Annotated in this window: 17 protein-coding genes; 6 read left to right on the plus strand and 11 right to left on the minus strand. The window is 73.0% G+C overall.

Annotated features, from left to right (window positions below; genetic code table 11):
- Positions 1-235: 235 nt before the first annotated feature.
- Positions 236-640, plus strand: a complete 405-nt coding sequence (locus tag AB0K00_RS33700; RefSeq protein ID WP_363528771.1) for a RidA family protein — start codon at positions 236-238, stop codon at positions 638-640.
- A gap of 62 nt (positions 641-702) precedes the next feature.
- Positions 703-1092 (plus strand): hypothetical protein, encoded by a 390-nt coding sequence (locus AB0K00_RS33705; protein ID WP_363528919.1) that lies wholly within the window; start codon positions 703-705, stop codon positions 1090-1092.
- A gap of 57 nt (positions 1093-1149) precedes the next feature.
- Here AB0K00_RS33705 and AB0K00_RS33710 read toward each other — a convergent pair whose 3' ends face one another.
- The 4 genes from AB0K00_RS33710 to AB0K00_RS33725 are packed head-to-tail and all read right to left on the minus strand — an operon-like array spanning position 1150 to position 5356.
- Entirely contained in the window at positions 1150-2004 is an 855-nt protein-coding gene (locus tag AB0K00_RS33710) for an SDR family oxidoreductase (RefSeq protein ID WP_363528774.1), read from the minus strand.
- On the minus strand, positions 2004-3197 hold the full coding sequence (locus AB0K00_RS33715; protein WP_363528777.1) for an acetyl-CoA C-acetyltransferase: 1194 nt from the start codon (positions 3195-3197) through the stop codon (positions 2004-2006). Before AB0K00_RS33715 ends, AB0K00_RS33710 begins: the two co-directional genes overlap by 1 nt.
- A 9-nt stretch (positions 3198-3206) precedes the next feature.
- Positions 3207-3869 carry an SDR family oxidoreductase gene (locus tag AB0K00_RS33720; RefSeq protein ID WP_363528780.1) on the minus strand — a complete coding sequence of 221 codons (663 nt, stop codon included), beginning with the start codon at positions 3867-3869 and terminating at the stop codon, positions 3207-3209.
- A complete protein-coding gene (locus AB0K00_RS33725) occupies positions 3866-5356 on the minus strand; it encodes a FadD3 family acyl-CoA ligase (RefSeq protein WP_363528782.1) in 1491 nt (496 codons plus the stop codon). Before AB0K00_RS33725 ends, AB0K00_RS33720 begins: the two co-directional genes overlap by 4 nt.
- A 46-nt stretch (positions 5357-5402) precedes the next feature.
- Between AB0K00_RS33725 and AB0K00_RS33730 the strand changes: the two genes are divergently transcribed.
- Positions 5403-6554, plus strand: coding sequence for an acetyl-CoA C-acetyltransferase (locus tag AB0K00_RS33730; protein WP_363528785.1), 1152 nt, complete (start codon positions 5403-5405; stop codon positions 6552-6554).
- The gene (locus tag AB0K00_RS33735) at positions 6529-7296 is read left to right on the plus strand and encodes an SDR family oxidoreductase (RefSeq protein WP_363528788.1); all 768 of its coding nucleotides are present in this window, start codon (positions 6529-6531) and stop codon (positions 7294-7296) included. Before AB0K00_RS33730 ends, AB0K00_RS33735 begins: the two co-directional genes overlap by 26 nt.
- A 10-nt stretch (positions 7297-7306) precedes the next feature.
- Here the strand turns inward: AB0K00_RS33735 and AB0K00_RS33740 are convergent, their stop codons facing one another.
- Positions 7307-8032, minus strand: a complete 726-nt coding sequence (locus AB0K00_RS33740; RefSeq protein ID WP_363528791.1) for a TetR/AcrR family transcriptional regulator — start codon at positions 8030-8032, stop codon at positions 7307-7309.
- A gap of 122 nt (positions 8033-8154) precedes the next feature.
- Here AB0K00_RS33740 and AB0K00_RS33745 point away from each other — a divergent pair, with 122 nt between their 5' ends.
- Positions 8155-10281: an MMPL family transporter gene (locus tag AB0K00_RS33745; RefSeq protein ID WP_363528794.1), complete on the plus strand. Its 2127-nt coding sequence runs from the start codon at positions 8155-8157 to the stop codon at positions 10279-10281.
- A gap of 16 nt (positions 10282-10297) precedes the next feature.
- Here the strand turns inward: AB0K00_RS33745 and AB0K00_RS33750 are convergent, their stop codons facing one another.
- From AB0K00_RS33750 to AB0K00_RS33775, 6 genes are read right to left on the minus strand one after another with little or no spacing between them, the layout of a single operon-like run.
- Positions 10298-11014, minus strand: coding sequence for a permease-like cell division protein FtsX (locus AB0K00_RS33750; protein WP_363528797.1), 717 nt, complete (start codon positions 11012-11014; stop codon positions 10298-10300).
- A 45-nt stretch (positions 11015-11059) separates the two neighbouring features.
- Complete coding sequence (locus AB0K00_RS33755; RefSeq protein ID WP_363528800.1) at positions 11060-13444, minus strand: hypothetical protein; 2385 nt, start codon at positions 13442-13444, stop codon at positions 11060-11062.
- Between the two features lie 58 nt (positions 13445-13502).
- Complete coding sequence (locus AB0K00_RS33760; RefSeq protein ID WP_363528803.1) at positions 13503-14486, minus strand: acyl-CoA dehydrogenase family protein; 984 nt, start codon at positions 14484-14486, stop codon at positions 13503-13505.
- Entirely contained in the window at positions 14483-15643 is a 1161-nt protein-coding gene (locus tag AB0K00_RS33765) for an acyl-CoA dehydrogenase family protein (protein ID WP_363528806.1), read from the minus strand. Before AB0K00_RS33765 ends, AB0K00_RS33760 begins: the two co-directional genes overlap by 4 nt.
- Positions 15633-16478: an SDR family oxidoreductase gene (locus tag AB0K00_RS33770; protein ID WP_363528809.1), complete on the minus strand. Its 846-nt coding sequence runs from the start codon at positions 16476-16478 to the stop codon at positions 15633-15635. Before AB0K00_RS33770 ends, AB0K00_RS33765 begins: the two co-directional genes overlap by 11 nt.
- Positions 16475-17341: an LLM class F420-dependent oxidoreductase gene (locus AB0K00_RS33775; RefSeq protein WP_363528811.1), complete on the minus strand. Its 867-nt coding sequence runs from the start codon at positions 17339-17341 to the stop codon at positions 16475-16477. The genes AB0K00_RS33770 and AB0K00_RS33775 overlap by 4 nt, the downstream gene beginning before the upstream one ends.
- Before the next feature lie 41 nt (positions 17342-17382).
- On the opposite strand from AB0K00_RS33775, the gene AB0K00_RS33780 reads away from it, so the two are divergent.
- Positions 17383-18126, plus strand: coding sequence for an SDR family oxidoreductase (locus AB0K00_RS33780; RefSeq protein ID WP_363528814.1), 744 nt, complete (start codon positions 17383-17385; stop codon positions 18124-18126).
- Positions 18127-18131: the final 5 nt, after the last annotated feature.

Here is an 18131-nt window from a genome sequence, read left to right on the forward strand (position 1 = left end):
GACCAACGGACTGCGGCGAGTCTAGGCGGCCCGTTCAGTGGTGTCGCTCATCCGTTTCAGCCGGGATATACGCCACCTTGCACATTTCTCAAGCCGTCCGGGCAGGCCGGGCCAGTACCCGTGCGTGACGCCCTCCCGCCAGTCGCCCGCCCACACCTCGGCGGCATCGCGGAGCTCCGCCGGTCGAGCGCGGCGACCACCGAAGCGGGCGAGTGCTGTCCGGGATGATGGGCAGGTGATCGAGCGGTTGAATCCCCCCACGGTGCACGCGACGGCCGGCTACAGCCACGTGACGATCTCGCCCGCCGGCCGGCTCGTGCACCTTGCCGGCCAGTGCCCGCTCGACCTGACGGGCACGGTGGTCGGCGAGCCCGGTGACTACGGTGCGCAGACCGCGCAGGTGATCGTCAACTGCCTGGCGGTCCTGGATGCGGCCGGCGCCGGCCCGGCCGACGTGGTGCGATCGGTCATCTATGTGGTCAGCCCGGACAGCACCGTCCTGGCCGCCGTCTGGCGGCACCTCACTGCCTCGCCGCTGGCGCCGGCCTTCACCACGGCGAGCACGCTGGTGGGTGTCGCGGCGCTCGGCTACCAGGGGCAGCTCGTCGAGGTCGACCTCACCGCCGCGCTGCCGGACTGACGGCCCGGCGCGGACTGCCCGAGACCCGGTGATCCTCGCGCGCCGCCTACGCTGTCGCTGTGATGGAACGACTGACGCATCGGTGGCGGCGGGAGACGGTGGAGCAGGAGGCGGCGGTCGCCGAAGGGACGTTGTCGCGGGACGAGGCGTACGCGCTGCAGGCGTTCCCGCCGGCCTTCGTCGCCGCGGTCGACGTGGCGTTGGAGGCATACGAGCTGGAGGTCGCGAGCCTGGACCCGCCGACGGACGAGGCCGTGTGGGCCGCGGTCGAGCGGGTCGTGCTGGCGCTCAACGACATCGACGCAGATCACGGCCACCCCATCGAGACCATCAGCCGGGAGGAGCTGAGCGAGTACATCGAGGACGTGCTCACCGACGCGGGCATCGACCTCGAGGCGCTGCTCCAACGCCGTGGCGTCGACGAGGCGGCCGGCGAGTGGCGCGACTGGTGACGTCACGCCGGCGACCGCTTCAGCCACGCGACCAGCCACTCCCGTGCCCCCGTCGGATCAGGCGCGGTGGAGGCCGACGGGGCTGATCGGGCCGACGGCGCCGGCCGCGAACGCCGCCGCGACCTTCTCCACTGTCCATTCGGGGTCCTGGGCGCCGGTGCCCTGCACGACGGGGTGGGCGATCATCGACAGTTCGTCGCCGTCGATGCGGACCACCTGGCCGTGCAGGCCCGCCGCCGCGTCGGAGAGCAGGTAGATGACCGCCGGGGCGTTCTGCGACGGTGGCTTGTGCACGTTCTGGCCCTGAGCGTCGGCGCCCAGGTACGCCTCGAACGTGTCGGCCATGCGGGTGTGCGCGTTCGGGGAGACGGCGTTGACCCGCACGCCGGTGCCGATCAGGTCTGCCGCCCAGCAGTAGGTGAGCGACGCGACGCCGCCCTTGCTGGCCCCGTACGCGCCCATCGCCGCCGACCCCGCGTGCGCACCCGACGTCACGTTCACCACGGACCCGCCGCCCTGCGCCAGCATCGCCCGGATCGCGTGCAGGCCGCAGTACGCCGTGCCCAGCAGGTTCACCTCCACCACGGCGCGGAACTCGTCCGGGTCCTGCACCGCCGGGTGGGCGAGGCGGAAGATCCCGGCGTTGTTGACCAGGCCGTCGATCGCGCCGAACGCCGAGACGCACCGGGCGACCACGTCGCCGGCGCCGTCCCAGGTGCCGATGGTGCCGGCCGCCGCGAGGGCCTCGCCGCCGGCGGCGGTGATCTCCGCCGCGACCGCCTGAGCGAGGTCGGCGTCGACGTCGTTGACGAGCACCGCCGCCCCCTCAGCTGCGGCGAGGCGGGCGTAGGCGGCGCCGAGGCCCCGGCCCGCGCCGGTGACGACGACTGCTTTGCCGGACAGGGCGCCCATCAGGCGAGCCGCTCGATCACCATGGCCATGCCCTGGCCGCCGGCGGTGCACATGGTTTCCAGGCCGAACTGGGCGTCCCGGTGCACGAGGCCGTTGAGCAGGGTGGTGGCGATGCGGGCGCCGGTCATGCCGAACGGATGCCCGACCGCGATCGCGCCGCCGTGCACGTTCACCCGGTCGAGCGGGGCGCCCATCTGGCGGTACGCCGGGATCACCTGCGCGGCGAACGCCTCGTTGATCTCGACCAGGTCGATGTCGCCGATGGTCATGCCCGCGTTCGCGAGGGCGCGGCGGGTCGCCTCGACCGGGCCGAGGCCCATGATCTCGGGGCTGAGCGCGGACACGCCGGTGCTGACGATCCTGGCCAGAGGGGTCAGCCCGAGCTCAGCGGCGCGGGAGGAACTCATCACGACCAGGGCGGCGGCGCCGTCGTTGAGCGGGCAGCAGTTGGCGGCGGTGACGGTGCCGTCGGGGCGGAACGCCGGCTGCAGCGCCGAGACCTTCTCCAGCGTCACGCCGGCGCGCGGGCCGTCGTCGGAGCGCAGCACGGTGCCGTCGGGCAGAGTGACCGGGGTGATGTCGCGGTCCCAGAAGCCGTCGGCGAGGGCCTTCTCGGCGTTGTTCTGGCTGCGCACCGCGAACTCGTCCTGCTCCCCGCGGGTGATCCCGCACAGCTCGGCGACGTTCTCGGCGGTCTCCCCCATGGCCATGTACACGTCGGGCAGTTCGCCGCGCGACCGCGGGTCGGACCACGGCCGGGAGCCGACGAGGCCGTCGAAGCGTGGGTTGCGGGTGCCGGGCATGCCGTCGGCCTTGCCCGCGGGGTAGTGCGAGACGACCTCGACGCCGGCGGCGACGAACGCGTGCCCCTCCCCTGCCTTGATCGCGTGGAAGGCCATCCGGATCGCCTGCAGCGACGAGGCGCAGTACCGGTTGACGGTGGTCCCGGGCACCATGTCGTAGCCGAGGTGCATGGCGACCTGCCGGCCGAGGTTGTACCCCTGCTCGCCGGCCGGTTGCGCGCAGCCGAGGATCAGGTCGTCCAGCGTGCTCGGGTCCAGGGCAGGGACGCGGTCCAGGGCCAGGCGCACGATCTGCGCGGCGAGGTCGTCGGCGCGCACGCCGGTGAGCGTTCCCTTGTAGGCGCGGCCGATCGGCGAGCGCACGGCCGAGACAATGACGGCTTCTGGCATGGCCTTCCTCTACTGGGACACGGTCCAGCCACCGTCGACGGGCAGCAGGACGCCGTTGATGTAAGCGGCGGACGGGGAGAGCAGGAACAGCACGGCGGCGGCAACGTCCTCGGGGCGTCCGGCGCGGCGCATCGGGTTGCGGGCGATGAGGTCCCGGCCGAGCGCCGTCTCGCCGAAGCCCGCCATCCGCGGTGTGTCGATGAACCCGGGTGCGACGGCGTTCGCACGGACCGCGGGCGCCAGCCGCGTCGCGAGGTGGCGGGTGTAGCCGGCGATGGCGGCCTTGCCGGCGGAGTACCACGCCGAGTCGGTGCCGACGAGGTTCCCGGCGACGGAGGCGACGTTGACCAGTGCGGCGTCCGCGGGCGGGCCGGTCGCCAGCCAGGCGGCGGTGACCGCCTCGACGCTGCCGACGGTCGCGGTGACGCCCTCGACGAAGCCGAGTGGCGCGCCGCCGCTGGCCGGGCCGGCATTGTTGACGAGGTACCGCGCCGGCCCGCTCGCCTCGAGCGCGGCAGCGACCGCGGAAGGATCGCGGACGTCGACGACGAACCCGCCGTCGGTCGGGGTGAGGTCCCACACGACCGGCCGCAGCCCCTGCGACGCCGCGAGGCGGACGATCGCGGCGCCGATCCCGCTGGCCCCACCGGTGACGATGACGGAGTCCGTCATGCCGCACCGCGCAGGGCCGTCTTGAGCACCTTGCCGCTGGCGTTGCGCGGCAACGCTTCCAGGAACACGTAGGAGCGGGGCAGCTTGTAGTTGGCGAGCCGTTCCTTGCAGTACACGGCGAGTTCCTCCTCCGACGCGAGATGGCCGGGTCGCGGGACGATGTAGGCGCGGGCGACCTCGCCGAGGCGCTCGTCGGGCACGCCGATGACCGCGACCTCGCCCACCGCCTCGTGCCGGGCCAGGACCTGCTCGATCTCGGCCGGGTAGACGTTGAAGCCGCCGACGATGAACAGGTCCTTGAGCCGGTCGGTGATGCGCAGGTAGCCGCGGTCGTCGAGGGCGCCGATGTCGCCGGTGTGCAGCCAGCCGTCGGCGTCGATCGCGTCGGCGGTCGCCGCCGGGTCCTGCCAGTAGCCGAGCATCACGTTGTACCCGCGCACGAGCACCTCGGAGCTGACCGGGTCGACGGCGACCTCGACGCCGTCGATCGCGGCGCCGCAGGTGGTCGACACGGTGACGGCATCGTCGTCGGGGCGGCACATCGTCGCGGTGCCGCAGGACTCGGTGAGCCCGTAGGCGGTGAGGACGGTGCCGAGCTTCAGCTCCTCACGGAGCCGCTCGATCATGACCACCGGGACCGTCGTGGCGCCGGTGACGGCGACCCGGAGGCTGGACAGGTCGCGCAAGGGCCGGTCCGGATGGTCCAGCATCGAGGTGTACAGGGTGGGCGGGCCGGGCAGCACGGTGATCCGCTCCTGCTCGATCAGCCGCAGCGAAGCTGCGACGTCGAACACCGGCTGCGGCACGATGGTGGCGCCGCGCAGCAGGCAGGCGATCACGCCGGCCTTGTAGCCGAAGGTGTTGAAGCACGGGTTGACCAGCAGGTACCGGTCCCCGGCGCGCAGGTCGGCGAGCTCGCTCCAGGCGACGTACACCTGGGTGCTCTGCCGGTGCGTGAGCATGGCACCCTTGGGCCGCCCGGTGGTGCCGGAGGTGAAGAACAGGTCCGACAGGTCATCGGGCCGCACATCGGCGGCGACCTCGGCGGTACGGCTGACGAATGCGTCCCATTCGCCCAGGATTACGATGTCCGACAAATCCGGAAGATCCTGACCGACCAGGGAGTCGACATAGCGGTTGCCGAGGAACCCGTCGTCGACCAGCAGCAGCCGGGCGCCGCTGCGGGCCAGGATGTAACCGGCCTCGGGGCCCTTGAAGCGGGTGTTCAGCGGCACCAGGACGCCGCCGGCGGTGACGACGCCGAGCGCGGCCACGATCCACCGCCACGAGTTCGGTGCCCACAGCGCGACCCGGTCGCCCTTGCCGACACCTCTGGCGGCAAGGGCCCCGGCGAACCGTGCGACCTCCTCGGCCAGCCCGGCGTAGGTGAGCCGGACCGCTCCGTCGACGATCGCCTCGCGGTCGCGGTGGTGCTCGGCGCCGGCCCGCACCAGGTCCGGCAGCGTCCGGGCACTCAACGGTTCCATGCCACGCACCTTACCAACCAAGCGCTCGCTTGGTAAGGTGTCGAGCATGACGGAGGCTTACCTGGTCGAAGCGGTGCGCACCCCGGTCGGCCGGCGGGGTGGCGGCCTCGCCGGCGTGCACCCCGCCGACCTCGGCGCGCACGTGCTGACCGCGCTCATGGACCGCAGCGGCGTCGACCCGGCCGCCGTCGACGACGTCATCTTCGGCTGCGTCGACGCGATCGGCCCGCAGGCCGGCAACATCGCCCGCACCTCCTGGCTCGCCGCCGGCCTGCCCGACGCGGTCCCCGGCGTCACGGTCGACCGGCAGTGCGGCTCCTCCCAGCAGGCGCTGCACTTCGCCGCCCAGGCAGTCATGTCGGGCACCGCCGACCTCGTCGTCGCCGGCGGCGTGCAGAACATGAGCGCGATCCCGATCTCCGCCGCGATGCTGGCCGGCCGGGCGTACGGCTTCGACGACCCGTTCCGCGGCTCCGCCGGCTGGCAGCGCCGCTACGGTGACCAGGAGATCAGCCAGTTCCGGGCCGCGGAGCTGATCGCCGCGAAATGGTCCCTCGGGCGCTCGGAGATGGAGGTGTACGCCCTGGACAGCCATCGCAAGGCGGTCGCCGCCCGGGCCGCGGGCCGGTTCACGCGCGAGACGGTGCCGCTCGGCGACGTGACCGCCGACGAGGGGCCACGCCCGGACACCTCCCTGGAGAAGATGGCGGGCCTGCCGACGCTCACCCCCGGTGGGGTCGTCACCGCGGCCCTCGCCAGCCAGATCTCCGACGGCGCCGCGGCGCTGCTGGTCGCCTCGGCGGACGCGGTGCGCACCCACGGCCTGCGCCCCCGCGCCCGCGTCCACCACCTCAGCGTCCGTGCCGACGACCCCGTGTACATGCTCACCGGCCCGATCCCGGCGACCGCGCACGCCCTGCGGCGCAGCGGCCTCACCATCGACGACATCGACCTGGTCGAGATCAACGAGGCGTTCGTGCCGGTGGTCCTCGCCTGGCAGCGGGAGACCGGCGCCGACCCGTCGCGCGTCAACGTACACGGCGGCGCCGTCGCGCTCGGGCACCCGCTCGGCGCGACCGGTGCCCGGCTGATGACGACGCTGCTGCACGCCTTGGAGGACACCGGCGGCCGGTACGGGCTGCAGACCATGTGCGAGGGCGGGGGGACGGCCAATGTCACCATCGTCGAACGGCTCTGAACCCGCCGCGCTGGTCACCGGCGGGACCCGCGGCATCGGGCGGGAGATCGCCGCGCGGCTGGCCGCCGCCGGCTATCAGGTCCTGGTCTGCGGCCGCCGCGAACCCACCGACCTGCCGCCCGGGGTGGTCTTCGCCGCCGCCGACGTGCGCGAGCCGGCCGAGGCCGCCGCCGTCGTCACGGCCGCCGTCGACCGGTTCGGCCGCCTCGACCTGCTCGTCAACAACGCGGGCGGCTCCCCCGCCGTACCGGCCGCGACGGTGTCGCCGAACCTGGTGACCGCCGTGGTCCGGCTCAACCTGCTCGCGCCGTTCTTCGTCTCGCAGGCCGCGAACGCGGTCATGCAGGCCCAGCCCGGCGGCGGGCTCATCGTCAACATCGGCAGCGTCTCCGCGCTGCGGCCCGCGCCGGGCACCGCCGCGTACGCCGCCGCCAAGGCCGGCCTCGAGACCCTCACCCGCGCCCTGGCCCTGGAGTGGGCGCCGAAGGTCCGAGTCAACACCGTCACCGCCGGCGTGGTGCGCACCGACGACAACGCCGCGCACTACGGCGACGAGGCCGCCCTCGCCGCGGTTGCCGCGACCGTCCCGATGGGCCGCATGGCGACCCCGGCCGACATCGCGGACGCGGTGCTGCTGCTGGCCTCGCCCCTCGCGGCATACCTGACCGGGGCGAGCCTCCTCGTGGACGGCGGCGGGCAGCTGCCCCGCTACGCCGACGCCGCCCGCCCCGAGACGCCCTGACCCTCGCGGATCAGCTCGCGACGACGCCGAGGCGGCGCAGCCCGGAGGCGAGCTCGAGCTCGAACATCGGCTCGGGGTCGGTCAGGGCGAAGTGCAGATGCCCGTACGCCTCGAGGGCGATCATCCCGTAGAGGCGGATCCAGCACGACAGCGCCACCTGGGCGGCGCCGACCGGCACCGGCACCGGCATCCGGTCCACGTAGGCCTGCAGCTGGGCGCGCAGCGCCGGCGGGACCTCATCGGGTGCCGGCGCGGGAAACGGCGCCCGCATCCAGATCTCGGCGAACAGCGTGCTGAACACGGTGGCGAACCGGTCGCCGGCCTGGTGCGCCGGGCTGTCGACGTGGGTGGGGTCCAGGTGCGCGTCGCCGGTGAGCGGCAGCGGCGTGCCGAAGATGATGCCGAACTCGGCGGGATGCTCGAGAGCCCAGCGGCGCAGCGCCCGGCACACCGCGTCGAGCCGGGCGCCGGGATCGTCGGAGGGCGCGGCGTCCCGGGCCCGCTCCAGGTGGTTGCGGGTGTCGTCGTACAGGTCGCCGGTGACGGCCTCCATCAGGGCTTCCATGCTCGGGAAGTACCGGTAGAGCGCGGCCGGCACCATGCCCATCTCGCGCGCGATCGCCCGCAGCGACAGGCCGGCAACGCCGTCCTTCACGAGCAGCGCCCGGGCGGTCTGCTTGATCTCCTCGACCGTCGCCGCGCGGACCCGTTCCCGGCGGGTGGGCGGTGTCGTCAATGTTTCTCCCGTTGACTAGCGCGAACGCCAGTGACAGAGTGAACGGTGTTCACTGAAGTGGACATCGTGTCCATCGTACGGCGGAGCTGGGGGAAGACATGCTCGCATGGTGGGGCCGGAACGTGGTGCGTACACGCTGGGCGGTGCTCGCCGCCGGGATCGCGCTCGCGGTCCTCGGCGCGCTCTGGGGCACCGGCGTCCTCGGCACGCTGAGCAGCAACGGGTTCGACGACCCCGGCAGCGAGTCGGTGCGCGCCCGCGAGCGGATCGTCGCCGAGATCGGCCGGCAGGACGCCGACGTCGTCGCGCTGTACACGTCGGCGGACCTCACGGTGGACGACCCGCGGTTCCAGGGCGCGGTGCAGGACGCCCTGGCCAGGGTCCGCCAGCGCGCCGAGGTCGCCCGGGTGGTGTCGTTCTACGACACCGGCAGCCCCGCGCTGGTCTCCGCCGACCGGCACGCGACCTACGCCGCGATCACGATGCGGACCGCCGACAACGACGAGGACTTCAAGGCGATCCGCCCCGACCTGCGCGCGACCGGCGCCGGCATCGACACCGAGGTCGGCGGGCACACCGCGATCTTCGCCGACGTCAGCGACCAGGTCGGCAAGGACATCGGCCACGCCGAGCTGCTGTCCATGCCGATCCTGCTGGTCCTGCTGATCCTGGTCTTCCGCAGCGTGGTGGCGGCGATGATGCCACTGCTGGTCGGCGGGCTCGCGATCCTCGGCGCCTTCATCGTCACCCGCCTGCTCGCCTCCGTCACCGAGGTGTCCGTTTTCGCGCTGAACATCATCACGCTGATGGGCCTCGGCATGGCCGTGGACTATGCGCTGTTCGTGGTCAGCCGCTTCCGCGAGGAGCTCGCCGCCGGCCACGCCGTTCCGCAGGCGATCGCCCGCACCCTCGCCACGGCCGGGCGCACGGTGCTGGTGTCCGGGCTCACCGTGGCGTTCGCGCTGTCCAGCCTGCTGCTGTTCCCACAGGCGTTCCTGCGGTCCATGGGCCTGGGCGGGATGGCCGCGGTCCTGGTCGGGATGCTCGTCGCGCTCACCGTCCTGCCCGCCGTCCTGGCGATTTTGGGCACCCGGATCAACGCGCTGCGGGTACCGCTGCCGCAACGGGACCGCAGCACCACCGGTGGCGTGTGGGCCCGCATCGCGCACGCCGTCATGCGCCGTCCCGTCCCGGTCATCGTGGCCGTCGTCGCCGTGCTCGGCATCCTCGCGTCGCCGTTCCTGCGCGCGGAGTTCGGCGCCGCCGACGAACGCGTCCTACCGGCGGGCACCTCCAGCCGGGTGGTGTCCGAACGCCTCGACGCTGAGTTCCCGGGCGGCGGCGAGGGCACCCTCACCGTGCTGGTCAGCGGCGCCGACCGGGCCGCCGCGGACGCGTTCGCCGGCGACGTCGGCCGCCTCGACGGGGTGACGCGGGCGACCGTCACCGCCACCAAGGGCGCGTCGTCGGTCATCTCGGTCGGCTACGCCGGCCCCCTGAACCGGCGCCTGGTCGTGGACGTCCGGGCGCTGCCGGCACCGCCCGGCGCCCAGGTGCTGGTCGGCGGCGCGGCGGCCGAGGTCGAGGACCGCCTGCACAGCCTGGGCGGCCGGCTGCCGTACATGGCCCTCGTCGCCGCGGCCGGCACGATGCTGCTGCTGTTCCTCGCGTTCGGCTCGCTCGTCCTGCCGATCAAGGCCGTGCTCATGAACCTGGTGTCGATCGGCGCCTCGTTCGGCGCCATCGTCTGGATCTTCCAGGACGGGCACCTCAGCGACGTCCTGGGCTTCACCGCGACCGGCGATCTGGAGGCGAGCCAGCTCGTGCTCATCCTCGCCGTCCTCTTCGGACTGTCCACCGACTACGAGGTGTTCCTGCTGTCACGGGTCCGCGAGGAGTGGGACCGCACCGGCGACAACACCGCGGCGGTCGCCACCGGCCTGCAGCGCACCGGCGCCATCATCACCTCGGCCGCCCTGCTGCTCATCGTCGTGGTCGGCGGCTTCGCCACCGGCGGCATCTCGTTCATCAAGATGATCGGTGTCGGCATGATCATCGCCCTGGTGGTCGACGCGACCATCGTGCGGGCCCTGCTGGTGCCGGCAACGATGCGCCTGCTCGGCCGCGCCAACTGGTGGCTGCCGGCGCCGCTGCTGCGCGTCTACCGCCGCTTCGGCATCCGCGAGTCCTCCCCCGCACCGACGACCACCCCGGTGGACCGCGAACCGGCCCGCTCAGCCACACCGTGACCACTCGTCGCCTTGCTCAGACCACCTCGACGGGCACGATGAGCATCGCCGCCACCCCGGCGAGGTGCTGCAGGTCTGACAGCTGCGGGATCTTGCCGCCGTGCAGGCCGACGCGGAACCGGAACGAGGCGGGGATGTCGCCGGCGGGGACCCGTTCCAGCGACGCGGCCAGGTCGCCCTTGCCCTTGCACCGTTGCAGGAGCCGGGCCTTGGTCTGCTCGCCGGTCTCGTACCTGGCCGGCTCCGTCCGCGGCAGCCTCCGAACCAGGTTCTCGACGGCGGCGCGCTGCTCGTCGGTGACCCCGGCGGTCAGCCGCACCAGGACCCCCGCCTGCTCGAGCCGGTCGACGTCACCGGCGCCGCTGGCGAGTGAGGTCTGCTCGACCCCGTCGAGCGTGCCGATCACCAGCTGCACCGCCTCGCCGACCGACCCCTCGGTGACGACCACGGTGAAGTACTGCGGCATGACCTCCGGCTTCGTGGAGGCGATCAGGTCCGGGTCGTCCTTGAAGGTCTTCGTGAACTGCTCGTATGCCTCCTGCCTGCTGACGAACGCAACGCTCGTCACCGTCGGCACCGCGCGGATGCGCGCCTCGACCGCCGCCGGCTCCGCGTCGCCCTTCAGGTAGGCGGAGACGCTGACGGGCAACGGATCAGGGTCATCGCCGCTGCAGGCGGACACCGGCACGGCGAACAGGACGAGCACGACCACGGTCGCGAAGTTGCGGAACACGCCGGCCACAGTAGATCGACGGCGGCCCGCCCGCTGCCCCTCGCCTCAGGCGTCGTGGGCGAGCGGCGAGGAGGGCACGGCAGCACCGCTCTGGTCCGCTCCGACCGGCCGGTCGTCGTCGGCTGTGCGGGGCTCCGGCAGGTGGACCGGCGTCTCGGCCGGTAGCCCCGCAAGGATCGGTCGCAGTTTCGCCTGGATGCTGAGCAACTGCGCCCCGCGGGGGACGTCGGTGGACTGGGGCACCAGGCTCACGACGGTGGGTGACCAGTCGTCGGTGAAGTGGATCACCCCGCGGATGGGCGGCTCGGCGCCGGGCGGTGCCTGGGGCGGTAGGTTCCCGGGAAGTGCGGCGCCGCGTTCCGCGAACGCGTCTGCGGTGGCGTCGCGGAAGCGGGTGTACTCCTCGTCGGATGTCGCCGACGGGATGAACAGCAGCAGACGGGACGGTTCGAGCTGGCGGACGGCCTCGGTCACCTGCTGAAGCGTCGCCGGATCCGTTCCGGTCGTGAGCACCACGACCAGCTTGCAGTTCGGCAGCGCCGTCGTGAGCAGCCGGCCGTCCTCGGGAAGCGGCAGCCAGCCCAGGTTCCTCCGCGGCGGTGGGGTGTCCTGCCGGTATCCGACCCGGAACAGGCCCACGGAGGACAGGATCTCGTTGAGGTCGAGATCCAGGTCGGGGTCGTCGGTGTGCGGTCGAAGGTAGAGCACGCACGGGTCCCGGTACAGATCAGCGGGAATGCGGGGGCGCCAGCGTATCTGGCCGAGCCTGCGCAGCGTCCGGCGCCGGCCGGCTCGCATGCTCACCAGGCTGAGCACACCGAGCGCGCCGAGGGCGAGACGTATGCCGAGCGTGTGAGCCTGGAAGATGATGGCCACGGGATACCCCACCACCACGCCGACGGTGCCGGCAGTGCGGTTCATGACCCGTTGGATGAACTGGTCGCTCGTCACGGCCGCGTCGCGTTCGGCGACAACCGCCAACCGCACGGGATGAACGACAAAAACCTGGCGACCCTGCACGGAATGGACGGCGACCTGCTCCGGATCATCGAGAAAGGGCACCGGCCGCTGCAACGTCTTCACGCGCCAGAACGGGCCACGCGGCGCGTCGACCTCCCGGCGGTCCATGTCACGGTAGAAGGCGAAATCGGCCAGACCAAGCCCGGAACGCCCGGGCCAGCGCAACGTGAATCCGACCACGAGATAGCTCGCGACGGAACTGTCAACGCCGACGTCGCTCACGTCGGCCGGCAACCGGACTCGCACATCGCTGCGGCCTGCGTCCCGGATCGTCGCGGCGATCCTCACCACGGTGAGCGCCATGTAGATGAACGCGACGCATCCCGTTGCCACGGTTGCCGCAGACATGTCATCCGAGCGCAAGGCCAGGACGGACCCGAGCACGACGAAGGGAAGTGCCAGCAGGACCTTGAGATTCCAATGCAAACGGATCTTCATGGGACGCACGGCGGTCCCAGGCAGCCGTTGCTCGCAGTCTTCCAGCCAGGGCTCCACCGAGGTCCGCTCCGCCTTGCGCCAGCGCGCGAAGGGGGTGGGACCGCGCACCGTGGTGGTGTCGAAGTGCACGAACTCGGCGGCCCAGCCGGTGCGGAAACGCACGACCCCATGGAACGGGAAGCCGGCTCGCGCCTTCCCGGGTCGCCGTGGCTCCGGCCAGTCCGGAAGCACCGGCAACGGCGGCAGCGCCCCAGCCCGCTTGCGGTGATACTCGGCGGCTCTCACGCGGAAGCGCTCGTAGGCTTCCCGGCCACCACAGGCGACCAGGACCACCTGCTCAGGCGGGAGGAGGCGCAGGGCTTCGGTGTACTCCCACAGCGTGCCTTCCGCGGTGCCGGGATCCTCGCTGACCGCCGCAACGATGGCGACCAGCCGGGCGGATCGGATGGCCTCGCTGACCTCGTCCTTCCAGGTCCGGCCGGCCGGCGGGCGCAGGTAGACGCGCTTCGCGCCCAGCGGCGGCAGGGGCTCGCCGGGGCGGCCGACCGCCACCACCGGCCCGAGCCGCCCGAGCAGGTCGGTGATGCGGCTTTCCCACGGATTTTCGAGCCGACGGGGGTGGCGGATGCCGAAGTAGCTGGCCAGGGTCGTCATGAAGTTCGCGCCACCGACCGGGTCCTGCCCGGCCAGCACCCGGTCGACGAGGAAGGAACGCAGATACAGGACGTACTCGTGGTTGCCCGTCGGCATCTCGTGCCGCACCCGGGCCAGCAGCCGCGACGTCACCGGCGCCTCGTTCTGCCGGTACAGCCCGGCCATCACGACCAGGTATACCGGCCCGAGGACCAGCATCAGCACCGAGGGCCACGGCGACGATTCCCCCGTGATGCCGCCGACGACCACCGCCGGGAGCCAGGTGATCAGGACGGTCGTCCCCAGTACGTTCGAAACGTCGAGCGCCCGCAGGAGCATGCCTTCTCGACGCTCAGTCACCTATCGATTACCGCAGACGGCAAATGGCGGTGTCAACTCACAGGTCGGCGCGGGTCAGGAGGAGGCGGCGGAGGGTGGTGGGGTCGTCGGCGAGGAGGCGGTTGGTGGTGGCGCGCTTCAGGTAGCGGTGGGCGTCGTGCTCCCAGGTGAAGCCGATGCCGCCGAGCAGCTGGATCGATGCGCGGGCCACGGTCCACGCGGCTTCCGTGGCGATGAGTTTTGCCAGGGGTGCGGCGGTCGGGAAGTCGGGAGTGCCGGCGGCGCGCAGGGCGTACCAGACGGATGACACGGCCTGTTCGAGCTGGACGTGCAGGTCGGCGACGCGGTGCCGCAGCGCCTGGAAGGTGGCCAGGGGCACGCCGAACTGTTCGCGGGTGCGCAGGTGCTCGACGGTGAGGCGCAGGGAGGCGCGGGCGACGCCGACGGACTCGGCGGCGAGGGCGGCGTGCAGCAGGTCCCGGGCGTGCGCGGCGTCGTGGGACACGAGGCGGGCGGGTGCCTGCCACAGCACGAGGGTGCCCTGGCCGCGGGTCTGGTCCAGGGTGGGTTGCGGGCGCACGTCGGGGTCGGTGACGGCGTACAGCGCGGTCCCGTCGGACACCAGGACGACCCCTGCCGTGTCGGCGTCCAGGACGTGGGTGAACGAGCCGTCCAGGACGAACCCGTCGCCGTCGGGGCGGGCGGTGCAGTCGCCGTCGAGGGCGAGGGTGCCGATCAGGTCGCCGGCGGCGAGGGCGGGCAGCAGCGCCGCGGCGGCCGGCAGGTGCGGGTCGAGGGCGAGGGCGGCGACGGTGGTGGACAGCAGCGGCAGGGTGAGCAGCGCGGCGCCGGCCTCCTCCAGGACGATGCCGAGCTCGACCAGTGACGCGCCGAACCCGCCGTGTTCCTCCGCGATCGCGAGCGCGGTGAGGCCCAGTTCGCCGGTGAGCCGTTCCCAGTCGGCGCCGGTACCGAAGAACGCGGCGACGCTGTCGCGCAGGGCGGCGTGTTCGGCGTCCATTGTGGACGGCTGGTCGGTCATCGGATGCCTCGCGGGACTCGGCCGAGGATCTGGTCGGCGACGATGTTGCGCTGGATCTCGTCGGAGCCGCCGTAGATGGTGTCGGCGCGGGTGAACAGGAACAGGCGCTGGGCGTCGGTCAGCTCGTACGGCGCCGCCGCAGCAACCGTGGAGGCGGCGCCGCCGACGTCCATGGCGAGCTCGCCGAGGCGCTGGTGCCAGCCGGCCCACAGGAGTTTCGCCACCGATGCGCCGGTCGGGTCCGGTGCGGTGCCCGACAGTGCCCGCAGCGCGTGGTGGCGCAGGCCCTGCAGCCCGGCCCAGGCGTCGGCGATGCGGTCCGCGACGACGGGGTCGTCGAAGGTGCCGTTGGCGCGGGCGGTGGCCACGACGGCGGCGAGTTCCCGGGCGAAGCCGAGCTGCTGGCCGAGGGTGGCGACGCCGCGTTCGTAGGACAGGGTGCTGGTGGCGACCCGCCAGCCGTCGCCCGGCGCGCCGACGACCAGGTCGGCGTCGGTGACGGCGCCGTCGAAGAAGACCTCGTTGAACTCCGACGTGCCCGTCAGCTGCATGATGGGCCGCACCTCCACCCCGGGTTGCCGCATCGGCACCAGCAGGTAGGACAGGCCGGCCTTGCGGGCCGCGGCGGGGTCGGTGCGGGCGAGGACGAAGCACCAGTCGGCGACGTGCGCGAGGGACGTCCACACCTTCTGGCCGGTGACCCGCCACCGGCCGTCGGCGAGGGTCGCGCGGGTGCGCACGCCGGCGAGGTCGGAGCCGGCGCCGGGCTCGGAGTAGCCCTGGCACCACAGCTCCTCGGCGCGGGCGATCGGCGGCAGGAACCGGTCCCGCTGCGCGTCGGTGCCGTGCGCGATGAGGGTCGGCGCGAGCAGGTATTCGCCGATGTGGCTGAGCCGGCCGGGGCCGCCGGCGCGGGCGTACTCCTCGAAGAACACCACCTGCTCGGCGATGCTGGCGCCGCGGCCGTACGGTGCGGGCCAGCCGAGGCCGATCCAGCCGGCGGCGCCCAGCACCCGCTCCCACTTGGCGCGCAGGTCGAGGTGTTCGTGTTCGCGGCCGGGGCCGCCGGTGCCGACGAGCGGGGCGAACTCGCCGGTCAGGTGCTCGCGCAGCCACGCGCGGATGTCGGCCGCGCGCAGGGAGATCTCAGGCGCCATAGACGGCCACCGGGGCTGGGGCGCGCGACAGCAGGTCGCGCACGACGGGGCCGAGCTCGTCGGGGTGCCAGCGGCGGCCGGCGTCGCGGGTCTCGCCGTGCTGCCAGCCGCCGGCGACGCTGACGCTGCCGCCGGAGATCTCGAAGACGCGGCCGGTCACGTCGCCGCTGTCGGCGCCGGCGAGCCAGACGACGAGGGGGGACACGTTGTCCGGGGCCATCGCGTCGAAGCCGTCGTCGGGGGCGCGCATGGCGTCGGCGAACACGACCTCGGTCATGGCGGTGCGGGCGCTGGGGGCGATGGCGTTGACGGTGACGCCGTAGCGGGCCAGTTCTGCGGCGGCGACCTGGGTCAGTGCGGCGATCCCGGCCTTGGCGGCGCTGTAGCTGGCCTGCCCGACGCTGCCCATGAGCCCGGCGCCGGAGGTGGTGTTGACGACCCGGGCGGCGACGTCCTCGCCGGCCTTGGACCGGGCCCGCCAGTGCGCGGCGGCGTGCCGCAGCGGGGCGGCGGTGCCCTTGAGGTTGACCCGCATGACGGCGTCCCACTCGTCCTCGGCGAGGTTGACGACCATCCGGTCGCGGGCCAGGCCGGCGTTGTTGACGAGGGCGTCGAGGCGGCCGTGTTCGGCGACGGCCTTGCCGATGAGGGCGGCGGCGAAGTCCCAGTCGGCGATGTCGCCGGGGAACGCCACCGCGCCGGTCTCGTCGGCGACGGCGGCGAGGGCGTCGGCGTCCAGGTCGTTGAGGACCAGCTGGGCGCCGGCCTCGGCGAACGCGAGGGCGTGCGCGCGGCCGAGGCCCTGGGCGGCGCCGGTGATGATGACGGACCTCATACGCGCAGCACCTCTCGTTGGTAGCGGCGGACCTTGTCGCGGACGCCGACGGGGTCGTTCGGGTCCGCGCGGATGACGACCCGGGCGACGCCGAGGGAGCGCAGCGTCTCCAGGTCCCCCACGTTGCCGGGGGCCCGCATGGTGATCTCGACGTCGTCGATGGTGCGGCCGGCGGCGGTGCACTCGGCGGCGAGGGCGGTGCGCAGTTCGGCGAACCGGTCGCCGGTGACGCCGAGGGGATACCAGCCGCTGCCGAAGCGGGCGGCGCGGCGCACGGCGGCCATGGAGTGCCCGCCGACGACGATCGGCACGCCGCCGGGGCGGGTGGGCCGGGGGCGGCTGTGCACGCCCTGGAACGACACGAACCGGCCGGTGTGGCTGGCCGGCGCCTGGGTCCACAGGGCCTGCATGGCGGCGAGGTAGTCGTCGGCGCGGGCGCCGCGCTCCTCGAACGGCACGCCGACGGCGTCGTACTCCTCGCGCAGCCAGCCGACGCCGATGCCGGCCAGGAGCCGCCCGCCGCTGAGCACGTCGACGGTGGCGAGGCGTTTCGCGAGGTCGACGGGGTGGTGCTCGGGCAGGATGAGCATGGCGGTGCCCAGGCGCAGCCTGGTGGTGTGCGCGGCGGCGAAGGTGAGCCAGTGCAGCGGGTCGGGGATGTCGTCGCCGGCGCCGAGGCTCATCCGGCCGCCCGGGTCGTAGGGGTAGGCGGAGGTGTAGTCGTCGGGCACCACGACGTGTTCGACGGCCCAGACCGACTCGCAGCCGAGGTCCTCGATGAGCCGGACGAAGCGGGCGGTGGTGGCGGGATCGGCGGCGCCGGTGCCGCCGAGAACGGGCATGATCCCGAGTTTCAGCTCCACGACGGGTACTCTACCAAACGCTTGCTTGGTAGCGTAAGCGCATGGATTTCAGGTTCCGCAAGGGCGTCGCCGTCGTCACCGGTGCCACGGGTGGCATCGGCACCGCCGTCGCCCGCCTCCTCGCCGCCCGGGGCAGCCGCGTGCTGCTGGCGTACCGGGGCAACGCCGCAGCGGCAGAGGCCCTCGCCGCCGAACTTCCGGACGCGACCGCGCACCGGGTCGAGCTGAGCGACCCGGCGTCGTGCGCGGCGCTGATCGACGCCGCACCGGTCGTGCACACGCTCGTGCATGCCGCCGGTCCTCATGTACCGATGCTGCACCTGAGCCGGGTCGCGCCGGAGCGGTTCTCCGCACAGCTCACCGACGACGTGGCCGGGTTCTTCAACATCCTCGCCGCCACACTGCCCCGGCTGCGCGAGTCGCGGGGCAGCCTGGTCGCGGTCACCACCGCCGCCACCCGCCGGTTTCCCGTCCGCGACGGCCTTTCCGCGGCCCCGAAGGCGGCGGTGGAGGCGTTGGTACGCGGGATCGCCGCCGAGGAGGGACGCTTCGGTGTGCGGGCGAACTGCGTGGGACCGGGCATGCTCACCGACGGCATGGCGGTCCGGCTCATCGCCGACGGCGACCTGGACGAGCGCGCCCTGGAGGTGACGCGGGCCAACATCCCGCTGCGGATGTTCGGCACGGCCGCGGACGTGGCCGAGGCGGTGTGCTTCCTCGCCAGCGACCGGGCCCGGTTCATCACCGGCCAGAAGCTCGACGTCGACGGCGGTTACGCCGCCTGACGGCG

The sequence above is a fragment of the Dactylosporangium sp. NPDC049525 genome (assembly GCF_040676755.1).
Taxonomy (GTDB): Bacteria; Actinomycetota; Actinomycetes; order Mycobacteriales; family Micromonosporaceae; genus Dactylosporangium.

What these genes read in the sequence shown, in the direction of transcription:
- AB0K00_RS33710 (WP_363528774.1), bottom strand. Translation starts at nt 2,004, where the DNA reads ATGGGCGCCCTGTCCGGCAAAGCAGTCGTCGTCACCGGCGCGGGCCGG.
- AB0K00_RS33760 (WP_363528803.1), bottom strand. Translation starts at nt 14,486, where the DNA reads ATGACCGACCAGCCGTCCACAATGGACGCCGAACACGCCGCCCTGCGC.
- AB0K00_RS33730 (WP_363528785.1), top strand. Translation starts at nt 5,403, where the DNA reads ATGACGGAGGCTTACCTGGTCGAAGCGGTGCGCACCCCGGTCGGCCGG.
- AB0K00_RS33715 (WP_363528777.1), bottom strand. Translation starts at nt 3,197, where the DNA reads ATGCCAGAAGCCGTCATTGTCTCGGCCGTGCGCTCGCCGATCGGCCGC.
- AB0K00_RS33725 (WP_363528782.1), bottom strand. Translation starts at nt 5,356, where the DNA reads ATGGAACCGTTGAGTGCCCGGACGCTGCCGGACCTGGTGCGGGCCGGC.
- AB0K00_RS33755 (WP_363528800.1), bottom strand. Translation starts at nt 13,444, where the DNA reads ATGCTCCTGCGGGCGCTCGACGTTTCGAACGTACTGGGGACGACCGTC.
- AB0K00_RS33720 (WP_363528780.1), bottom strand. Translation starts at nt 3,869, where the DNA reads ATGACGGACTCCGTCATCGTCACCGGTGGGGCCAGCGGGATCGGCGCC.
- AB0K00_RS33780 (WP_363528814.1), top strand. Translation starts at nt 17,383, where the DNA reads ATGGATTTCAGGTTCCGCAAGGGCGTCGCCGTCGTCACCGGTGCCACG.
- AB0K00_RS33705 (WP_363528919.1), top strand. Translation starts at nt 703, where the DNA reads ATGGAACGACTGACGCATCGGTGGCGGCGGGAGACGGTGGAGCAGGAG.
- AB0K00_RS33770 (WP_363528809.1), bottom strand. Translation starts at nt 16,478, where the DNA reads ATGAGGTCCGTCATCATCACCGGCGCCGCCCAGGGCCTCGGCCGCGCG.
- AB0K00_RS33765 (WP_363528806.1), bottom strand. Translation starts at nt 15,643, where the DNA reads ATGGCGCCTGAGATCTCCCTGCGCGCGGCCGACATCCGCGCGTGGCTG.
- AB0K00_RS33735 (WP_363528788.1), top strand. Translation starts at nt 6,529, where the DNA reads ATGTCACCATCGTCGAACGGCTCTGAACCCGCCGCGCTGGTCACCGGC.